General features: G+C 69.8%; 10 protein-coding genes. 4 read left to right on the top strand and 6 right to left on the bottom strand.

The window, feature by feature from the left end:
- Positions 1-315: 315 nt before the first annotated feature.
- On the bottom strand, positions 316-957 hold the full coding sequence (locus tag ACZ4MU_RS32810; RefSeq protein WP_467883182.1) for a DNA-3-methyladenine glycosylase: 642 nt from the start codon (positions 955-957) through the stop codon (positions 316-318).
- 86 nt (positions 958-1,043) lie between these two features.
- Between ACZ4MU_RS32810 and ACZ4MU_RS32805 the strand changes: the two genes are divergently transcribed.
- The 3 genes from ACZ4MU_RS32805 (at position 1,044) to ACZ4MU_RS32795 (ending at position 3,068) form a co-directional block, all read left to right on the top strand.
- Entirely contained in the window at positions 1,044-1,826 is a 783-nt protein-coding gene (locus tag ACZ4MU_RS32805) for a sporulation protein (RefSeq protein WP_467883181.1), read from the top strand.
- 41 nt (positions 1,827-1,867) lie between these two features.
- Positions 1,868-2,404 carry a YbhB/YbcL family Raf kinase inhibitor-like protein gene (locus ACZ4MU_RS32800; RefSeq protein ID WP_467883180.1) on the top strand — a complete coding sequence of 179 codons (537 nt, stop codon included), beginning with the start codon at positions 1,868-1,870 and terminating at the stop codon, positions 2,402-2,404.
- Positions 2,405-2,561: 157 nt separating this feature from the next.
- The gene (locus ACZ4MU_RS32795) at positions 2,562-3,068 is read left to right on the top strand and encodes an HNH endonuclease (RefSeq protein ID WP_266991683.1); all 507 of its coding nucleotides are present in this window, start codon (positions 2,562-2,564) and stop codon (positions 3,066-3,068) included.
- Between the two features lie 93 nt (positions 3,069-3,161).
- On the opposite strand, the gene ACZ4MU_RS32790 is transcribed toward ACZ4MU_RS32795, so the two are convergent.
- The 4 genes from ACZ4MU_RS32790 to ACZ4MU_RS32775 all read right to left on the bottom strand — a co-directional run bounded on the left by ACZ4MU_RS32790 (position 3,162) and on the right by ACZ4MU_RS32775 (position 6,375).
- Entirely contained in the window at positions 3,162-3,935 is a 774-nt protein-coding gene (locus ACZ4MU_RS32790; protein WP_467883179.1) for a sulfite exporter TauE/SafE family protein, read from the bottom strand.
- 136 nt (positions 3,936-4,071) lie between these two features.
- The gene (locus ACZ4MU_RS32785) at positions 4,072-5,001 is read right to left on the bottom strand and encodes an SPFH domain-containing protein (RefSeq protein ID WP_467883178.1); all 930 of its coding nucleotides are present in this window, start codon (positions 4,999-5,001) and stop codon (positions 4,072-4,074) included.
- Between the two features lie 99 nt (positions 5,002-5,100).
- The gene (locus ACZ4MU_RS32780; protein ID WP_467883177.1) at positions 5,101-5,523 is read right to left on the bottom strand and encodes an NfeD family protein; all 423 of its coding nucleotides are present in this window, start codon (positions 5,521-5,523) and stop codon (positions 5,101-5,103) included.
- A 60-nt stretch (positions 5,524-5,583) separates the two neighbouring features.
- Positions 5,584-6,375: an ABC transporter ATP-binding protein gene (locus ACZ4MU_RS32775; protein WP_406555432.1), complete on the bottom strand. Its 792-nt coding sequence runs from the start codon at positions 6,373-6,375 to the stop codon at positions 5,584-5,586.
- A gap of 138 nt (positions 6,376-6,513) precedes the next feature.
- On the opposite strand from ACZ4MU_RS32775, the gene ACZ4MU_RS32770 reads away from it, so the two are divergent.
- Positions 6,514-7,302, top strand: a complete 789-nt coding sequence (locus ACZ4MU_RS32770; RefSeq protein ID WP_467883176.1) for a hypothetical protein — start codon at positions 6,514-6,516, stop codon at positions 7,300-7,302.
- Between the two features lie 437 nt (positions 7,303-7,739).
- Here the strand turns inward: ACZ4MU_RS32770 and ACZ4MU_RS32765 are convergent, their stop codons facing one another.
- Positions 7,740-7,985, bottom strand: coding sequence for a chaplin (locus ACZ4MU_RS32765; RefSeq protein ID WP_467883175.1), 246 nt, complete (start codon positions 7,983-7,985; stop codon positions 7,740-7,742).
- Positions 7,986-8,000: the final 15 nt, after the last annotated feature.

Genomic DNA, 8,000 nt, shown 5'->3' with positions numbered 1-8,000 from the left:
TCCCGTTTCCGGGCCCTCCGGGCGCTTCCTTCGTTTCCGACTCTATCAGACTCTTTCGTGTCCGATTCCCTGTCGGCGGGATTCGCTTTCCAGGTATTCGCTTTCGCGTTTCCCTTTCGGCGTGGTCACTACTTTAGCTGATTTCCCGAGTGGCTCATAATCGAGCCGCATCGAGCCGATCAATCCGAATTCCGGCATGCCGAAACAAGGACCCGTCGGGGTCAGTCGTAGGTAGTGGGTGGCCGCTTCGGGTTGCTGAACAGCAGGGCCCGTCTCAAGCGGCTCGGGCTACGTTAGGCGTCCGGTCGGGCCGAGTCAAGTTGCGCGGCGGCGTGGCTGATGCGCCCGGTACGGGCTGACTGTCGGGTCGTCAGCGATCCAGAACCGCCAGGGATGCGGGGCGCCTTCACCACCCACACCGGTGCGGGGTCCGTTGCGTACCTGGTCGACGGGGGGTGGGGTCCCTGTCAGTACGGAGAGCGGGGCGTCCGGGTCCGTGCAGACGTCGGCGCCGTCCAGGGCGCGGTCGACGTCCAGGGCGGTTGCCAGACGGGCAGGGCCTTTGGCCAGTTCCCTGTCGTTTTTGGCTGAGATGCGACGTTTACGGGCGAGCTCCGTGCCCACCTGGATCTCGCCCGCCCGCAGCAGGACCCCGCTCGCCAGGCCCTCCGGCCCGCACACCAGGTTCAGGCAGTGCCACATCCCGTACGTGAAGTAGACGTACGCGTGGCCGGGCGGGCCGAACATCACGCCGTTGCGGGCCGTGCGCCCGCGGAAGGCGTGGGACCCGGGGTCGTTGGCACCGTCGTACGCCTCCACCTCCGTCAGTCTCAGCTCGACCGGGCCCTCGGTCGTGCGGCGCACCAGCGTGCGGCCGAGGAGGTCGGGGGCGACCTCAAGGACGGGGCGGTCGAAGAAACCGCGAGGAAGTGGCGTACGTTCGGGGGCCGCGATCATGGCGTCCGAGGGTACCGGGTGAGCGTGCGGAACCGGAGACCGTCGTGGTGCGTTCAAGTGGGTGCAGGATCTATGGAGGGAACAGCATGGGGTTCAAGCGTCTGCTTGCGAGTCTGGGTGCCGGAGGCGCTTCGGTGGAGACCGAGCTGACCGAGGCGAACGTGGTGCCGGGCGGTGTCGTCCAGGGTGAGGTCCGGATCCAGGGCGGGTCCGTGGACCAGCGGATCGAGGGGCTCTCGGTCGGCCTTCAGGCCCGCGTCGAGATCGAGGGCGGTGACCACGAGACCAAGCAGGACATCGAGTTCACCAAGCTGCGCCTCGGCGGCGCGTTCGAGGTGAAGGCGGGCGTGGTGCATGTGGTGCCGTTCGGCCTGGAGATCCCGTGGGAGACGCCGGTCACGACGGTCGCGGGCCAGCCGTTGCGCGGGATGCACATCGGTGTGACGACGGAGCTGGAGATCGCGCGCGCCCTGGACTCGGGCGACCTGGACCCGATCAACGTGCATCCGCTGCCGGCGCAGCAGGCGATCCTCGACGCCTTCATCCAGCTGGGCTTCCGCTTCAAGAGCGCGGACATGGAGCGCGGCCACATCCGCGGCACCCGCCAGCGGCTGCCGTTCTACCAGGAGATCGAGTTCTACGCGCCGTCGGAGTACCGGGGGCTGAACCAGGTGGAGCTGACCTTCGTCGCGGATGACCGCGCGATGGACGTGGTGCTGGAGATGGACAAGAAGCCGGGCCTGTTCAGCGAGGGCAGCGACTCGTACCGCTCGTTCCAGGTGGGTCTGAGCGACTACCAGGGGACGGATTGGGCGGCCTATCTCCACCAGTGGCTGGCTGAGGTCGGCGGACGGCGCAACTGGTTCTAGGCTCGGCCCCGTCATTTGGTTACCGATCAGGAGGTGCCCGCGTGAGCGAGCTGAAGAGGCCGCCGCTCCCCCATGACTTCCACCCCGAGGTGCCCTCGTTCACCGTGGTGAGCGAGGACGTCCAGGAGGGTGCGCCGCTGAAGGACGCCCAGGTGTACGCGGAAGGGAACACCTCTCCCCACCTCCGGTGGGAGGGGTTCCCGGCCGGGACCGAGAGCTTCGCGGTGACGTGCTTCGACCCGGACGCCCCGACCGGGAGCGGGTTCTGGCACTGGGTGGTGTTCGACATTCCGAAGTCGGTGACCGAGCTTCCGGCCGGCGCGGGCACGGATAAGTTCGAGGGTCTGCCGGCCGGGGCGGTCCAGGTCCGCAACGACTACGGCTCGAAGGACTTCGGTGGCGCGGCCCCGCCCGCGGGTGAGTCGCACCGCTATGTCTTCACCGTGTACGCGGTGGATTCCGCGAAGCTGGGACCGGACGCGGACGCGTCGCCGGCGGTCGTCGCATTCAATCTGCGGTTCCACACCCTGGCACGCGCCCAGCTGATCGGTACGTACACAGGTCCCTCGAACAGCTGATTCCGGTCGGTTGATCGTTCCTTCATTGTTTGCCCTGCTCTGGTCTTGGAGAGACCAGAGCAGGGCATTTTTAATGCGTTGTCCGTCGTGGCCGGCCCGGCCAGAGTTGATCCAAGCCCGCCAGGGGGTGGGCCGGCACTACGCGGAGGTGGGCACAATGCGGGACACGCTGGTACTGAACGCGAGCTTCGAGCCGCTGTCGACGGTCACTCTGAACCGTGCGGTCGTGCTGGTCCTTCAGGACAAGGCCGTCGTCGAGCAGGAGCATCCCGAGCTGAGGATGCGTGCCGCCGCGGTCGAGATACCGGTCCCCCGTGTGATCAGGCTCTGCCGGTACGTGCGGGTGCCGTTCCGAAGACAGGCTCCGTGGTCGAGACGGGGGGTGCTGGTCCGGGACCAGCACCGGTGCGCGTACTGCGGCAGACGCGCGACGACGGTGGACCACGTGGTGCCGCGGGCCCAGGGTGGCCGTGACAGCTGGCTCAACACGGTGGCGTCCTGCGCCGAGGACAATCACCGCAAGGCGGACCGGACGCCGGAGGAGGCGGGGATGCCGCTGTTGCGCGAGCCGTTCGTGCCGTCGCCCGCCGACGCGATGCTGCTCGCCATGGCCGCGGGGGATCGGTCCGCCCTGCCGGAGTGGCTGGCTCGGGGCGCGGCCTAGCGGTTTTCGGGTGCGGGCCGTACGTGGCTTGTCGCGCAGGTCCCCGCGCCCCGGAAAGGCCCGCCGTATTCGCGGCGGGCCTCCTTTTCTGCCTCAGCGCAGTACCAGCTGCACGATCGCCACCACGCCGACCGCGATGATCACCCCTCGGAGCACCGAGGGCTTGAGTCGGCGGCCCACCTTCGCGCCGAGCTGGCCGCCTATCGTCGAGCCGACGGCGATCAGCAGCACGGCCGTCCAGTCGAAGTCGGCCACGAAGAGGAAGAAGACCGCGGCGACCCCGTTGACCAGCGCCGCGAGGATGTTCTTGACGGCGTTGACGCGCTGGAGGCTCTCGGGGAGCAGCAGGCCCATCAGCGAGAGGTAGAGGACGCCCTGGGCCGCGCCGAAGTATCCCCCGTACACGCTGGCGAGGAAGAGGCCGACGAGCAGGACGGGACCGCCGTCGGGGTGGGCGCTGCTTCCGGTGGCCTCGCGGTGGCGCTTCACGGCGGCGGCGATGCGCGGCTGGAAGAGGACGAGCAGCAGGGCGACGCCGACCAGGACGGGGACGATGGCGTCGAACGCGTTGGACGGCAGCGCGAGCAGCAGGACCGCGCCGAGCAGACCGCCGAGCAGACCGGTGGACGCCAGGCGCAGGATGCGGCGGGTCTGGCCGCGCAGTTCGCGGCGGTAGCCGATGGCTCCGCTGATGGAGCCGGAGACCAGGCCGAGGGTGTTGGAAACGTTCGCCGTGATGGGCGGCAGCCCGGTGGCCAGCAGCACGGGGAAGGTGATCAGGGTGCCGGAGCCGACGATCGTATTGATGGTGCCGGCGCCGATGCCGGCCGCGAAGACCGCTAGTGCTTCCCAGATGGACAACGCCATCTCCTTACACGATCAGTGAGACGCCTCCCCGCCATGGAGGTCGGGGGGCCGCACCGATCATGCACGGATGTTGTACGACACAGTCAACTGTGCTCGGTCAAGTCTGCTCAGTCATCTGTGCCCGATCACCTGTTGTTCAGTCGACGGGCGGTTCTTCGCGGCGCTCGGCGCCCGTGTTGAAGCCGGGCATCCCGCCGCCGAGGTTGCCGAACGCGCCGGAGAGGCCCTTGAGCGCGTCGCCGATCTCGCTGGGCACGATCCAGAGCTTGTTGGCGTCTCCCTCGGCGATCTTCGGGAGCATCTGGAGGTACTGGTACGAGAGGAGCTTCTGGTCGGGGTCGCCCGCGTGGATGGACTCGAAGACCGTACGGATCGCCTGGGCCTCGCCCTCGGCGCGCAGCGCGGCGGCCTTGGCCTCACCCTCGGCGCGCAGGATCGCGGACTGCTTCTCACCCTCGGCGCGCAGGATCTCGGACTGCCGGACACCCTCGGCCTGGAGGATCGCGGCGCGCTTGTCACGGTCGGCGCGCATCTGCTTCTCCATCGAGTCCTGGATGGAGGTCGGCGGCTCGATCGCCTTGAGCTCGACGCGGTTGACGCGGATGCCCCACTTGCCGGTGGCCTCGTCGAGGACACCGCGCAGGGCCGCGTTGATCTCCTCGCGGGAGGTGAGGGTGCGCTCCAGGTCCATGCCGCCGATGATGTTGCGCAGCGTGGTGACGGTGAGCTGTTCGATCGCCTGGATGTAGCTGGCCACCTCGTACGTGGCGGCCCGGGCGTCGGTCACCTGGTAGTAGATGACGGTGTCGATGTTGACGACCAGGTTGTCCTGGGTGATCACCGGCTGCGGCGGGAACGGCACGACCTGCTCGCGCAGGTCGATGCGGTTGCGGATGGAGTCGATGAACGGGACGACGATGTTCAGGCCCGCGTTGAGCGTCCTCGTATAGCGGCCGAAGCGCTCCACGATGGCCGCGCTGGCCTGCGGGATCACCTGGATGGTCTTGATCAGGGCGATGAAGACCAGCACCACCAGAATGATCAGGACGATGATGATCGCTGACATCGCGTTCCCCGTGCCTTTCTTGCTCTAGGAAGTGCCCGGTCTTGCTTCAGGAGTGCCCGGCAGCCGCGCGGCTGCCGGCCCGGATGATCCTGGCATGGTTCACATGACGATGGCAGTCGCTCCGTCGATCTCGACCACATCGACCTGCTGCCCGGGTTCGAACGACTGGCCGTCGTCGAGGGTGCGCGCCGACCACACCTCGCCCGCGAGCTTGATCCTGCCGCCGCTGCCGTCGACTCTCTCCAGGACGACGGCCTGACGGCCCTTCAACGCGTCGATGCCGGTGGCGAGGTGGGGCCGCTCGGCGCTGTGCCGGGCCGCGATGGGCCGCACCACGGCGATCAGGGCGACCGAGACCACGACGAAGACGAGGACCTGCGCGACGGTGCCGAGGCCCAGACCCGCGCCGACGGCCGCGGCGACGGCGCCGACGGCCAGCATGCCGAATTCCGGCATGGCGGTCAGCACCAGGGGAATACCGAGACCCGCCGCCACGATCAGCCAACCCACCCAAGCGTTCACGAGGTCATGGTAGGTCCGGGCACCCCGTCACGGACAGTGCACCTGTCGATCCGCCCGGCGTCAGGCGAGTGGCAGGCCGGTGGCGGAGTAGCGGTCGCCGCGGTGCTCGACGACGAGCGGGAGGCCGAAGCAGAGGGAGAGGTTGCGGGAGGTGAGCTCGGTCTCCATGGGGCCGGCGGCGAGCACCTTGCCCTGACGGATCATGAGGACGTGGGTGAAGCCGGGGGCGATCTCCTCGACGTGGTGGGTGACCATGACCATCGAGGGCGCGTACGGGTCGCGGGCGAGGCGGCCGAGGCGGCGGACCAGGTCCTCGCGGCCACCGAGGTCGAGACCGGCGGCCGGCTCGTCGAGGAGGAGGAGCTCGGGGTCGGTCATCATCGCGCGGGCGATCAGGGTGCGCTTGCGCTCGCCCTCGGAGAGCGTGCCGAACTTGCGGTCCAGGTAGTCGGTCATGCCGAGCCGGTCGAGGAAGGCACGGGCGCGCTCCTCGTCGACGGCGTCGTACTGCTCCTGCCAGGTGGCGGTCATGCCGTACGCGGCGGTGAGGACCGTCTGGAGCACGGTCTGGCGCTTGGGCAGCTTGTCGGCCATGGCGACACCGGCCATGCCGATGCGGGGGCGCAGGTCGAACACGTCGACCTTGCCGAGGCGGTCGCCGAGGATCTTCGCCGTGCCGGTGGACGGGAAGAGGTAGCTGGAGGCGATGTTGAGGAGGGTGGTCTTGCCGGCGCCGTTGGGGCCGAGGATCACCCAGCGCTCGCCCTCCTTGACCGACCAGGAGACGTCGTCCACCAGAGCGCGTCCGTCGCGGACCACGGATACGTCCACCAGCTCCAGTACATCGCTCATGAGCGCGTTGTCTCCCCATGCAATCGTCTTGAGGTCCGGGCTGTGCCTGTGGGCAGGGTCCCGGGGAAATCTCCCAGACAAAACCTACGCCACTGAGGGAGTGGACCTGCCGCGAGGGCCAGTACCTAGGCTGGGTCCATGTTCTCGGAACCACGTTCAGGTCGGCTGGCCGCATGGGGAAATGCCCTGTTGGCCGGGAAAGTTTCGCCGGACGACGCCGCGTCGGCGATCGTCGGTGACGACACGGTGCACCGGGTGGCGGGGCTGCCGGGTGAGGCGGCCCCGGTGGGGCTCACGCTGGCGCTCGGACGGCTGCGGGGGCTCGGGGTGACGGGCTTCCGGGTCGCGCTGCCCGCGCCGGGGCATCCGCTGGGGCTCAGCGGGCCGCCGGAGTTCAACGCGCGGGCGCTGGAGGCGGAGGAGGCGGTCGTCGGCTTCGGGGCGCCGCACGGGCTGGTGCCTCAGGTGAGCGAGGTGGGGCCCGAGGGTGATGTGCGGGTGGAGGTGCTGTGGCAGTGCCTGGCGGTACGGGAGGCTCCGCCGGCCGACGTGCCCTCGCTCGGGGAGGCGGAGCGGGAGCTGGCGGAGGGGTTGCGGGAGGCGACGGCGGTGCTGACCCGGCTGGACGTGGCCGGGTCGGGGCCGGCGGCCCGGGCGGCGATCGACGCGTACCGGGCGCGGGCGGAGGGGCCGGATGAGCCGGTCCTGGCTCCCGGGTATCCGCCTCGGGCGGTACGGGTGCTGGAGCTGGCGCGGCGGGTGGGGCTTCTGGTGGACGTGGCGCGGGGGGCGGAGGATGTCGGCGGGGCCGTGAGCGCGTCGGAGCTGTGGGCTCGGGCGGAGGCGTTGCGGCCGGTGGAGCGGGTGGCTCGGCGGGCTCGGGTGGCGGCGTACAACGCGTACGTGGAGGGGGTTGCTCGGGGGTGAGCCCCTCCCCGCCCCTTCCCCAAACCCTCCGGGGGTGGGGTGTGGGTGCGGGTGGTGAGGTGGCTCTCCCGGGGTCTGCGGCCCCGGCCCCTGCGCCCCGGCTGGGGCGGGTGGGGCAACGTGGGGGCCCTGCGGACCCCCTGCCCTCCGCTTCGGGCTGCGCCCCCGGTCCCTGGCCGGTCCTTGCGGCCCGCCTTGGGGCTGCGCCCGGACTGCTTCTTTCGTCTGCGGACCGTGGACGGCTGAGCGCGCAGTTCCCCGCGCCCCTCGGGGTCAAGGGCGCGGGGAACTGCGCGAGCAACCCACCACGGCCCGCAGCCGAACACCGGCCCAGCAGGGGCAACCCACCACCCGCCCGCAGACGAACTCCGGGTCGAGAAGGAGCGCGGGGAATGCGGTCTGGGGAGGGCGCTGGCCGGGGCGCGCGCCCGTTGGGGTCAGACGTTGGTGGACTCGTTGCCGAACGCCGGGTTCAGGAGGCCGATCACGTTGACCGAGTTGCCCGTGGCGTTGACCGGGACGTGGACCGGGACCTGGACCAGGTTGCCGGAGAGCACGCCCGGGGAGTTCTCGGCCTTGCCGTCCGCCAGCGCGCCGCCGTGCGCGGACGCGGCACCCGCACCGGCCGCGACGATTCCTCCGGCGATCATGGCGACGGCGGCGGCCTTCTTCAGGTTCTTCACTTCAGGTTCCTCCTG

The organism is Streptomyces sp. NPDC026377, from assembly GCF_055567715.1.
This window is presented reverse-complemented; position numbering and strand designations above follow the sequence as displayed.

What these genes read in the sequence shown, in the direction of transcription:
- ACZ4MU_RS32770 (WP_467883176.1), top strand. Translation starts at nt 6,514, where the DNA reads ATGTTCTCGGAACCACGTTCAGGTCGGCTGGCCGCATGGGGAAATGCC.
- ACZ4MU_RS32775 (WP_406555432.1), bottom strand. Translation starts at nt 6,375, where the DNA reads ATGAGCGATGTACTGGAGCTGGTGGACGTATCCGTGGTCCGCGACGGA.
- ACZ4MU_RS32805 (WP_467883181.1), top strand. Translation starts at nt 1,044, where the DNA reads ATGGGGTTCAAGCGTCTGCTTGCGAGTCTGGGTGCCGGAGGCGCTTCG.
- ACZ4MU_RS32810 (WP_467883182.1), bottom strand. Translation starts at nt 957, where the DNA reads ATGATCGCGGCCCCCGAACGTACGCCACTTCCTCGCGGTTTCTTCGAC.
- ACZ4MU_RS32785 (WP_467883178.1), bottom strand. Translation starts at nt 5,001, where the DNA reads ATGTCAGCGATCATCATCGTCCTGATCATTCTGGTGGTGCTGGTCTTC.
- ACZ4MU_RS32795 (WP_266991683.1), top strand. Translation starts at nt 2,562, where the DNA reads ATGCGGGACACGCTGGTACTGAACGCGAGCTTCGAGCCGCTGTCGACG.
- ACZ4MU_RS32790 (WP_467883179.1), bottom strand. Translation starts at nt 3,935, where the DNA reads ATGGCGTTGTCCATCTGGGAAGCACTAGCGGTCTTCGCGGCCGGCATC.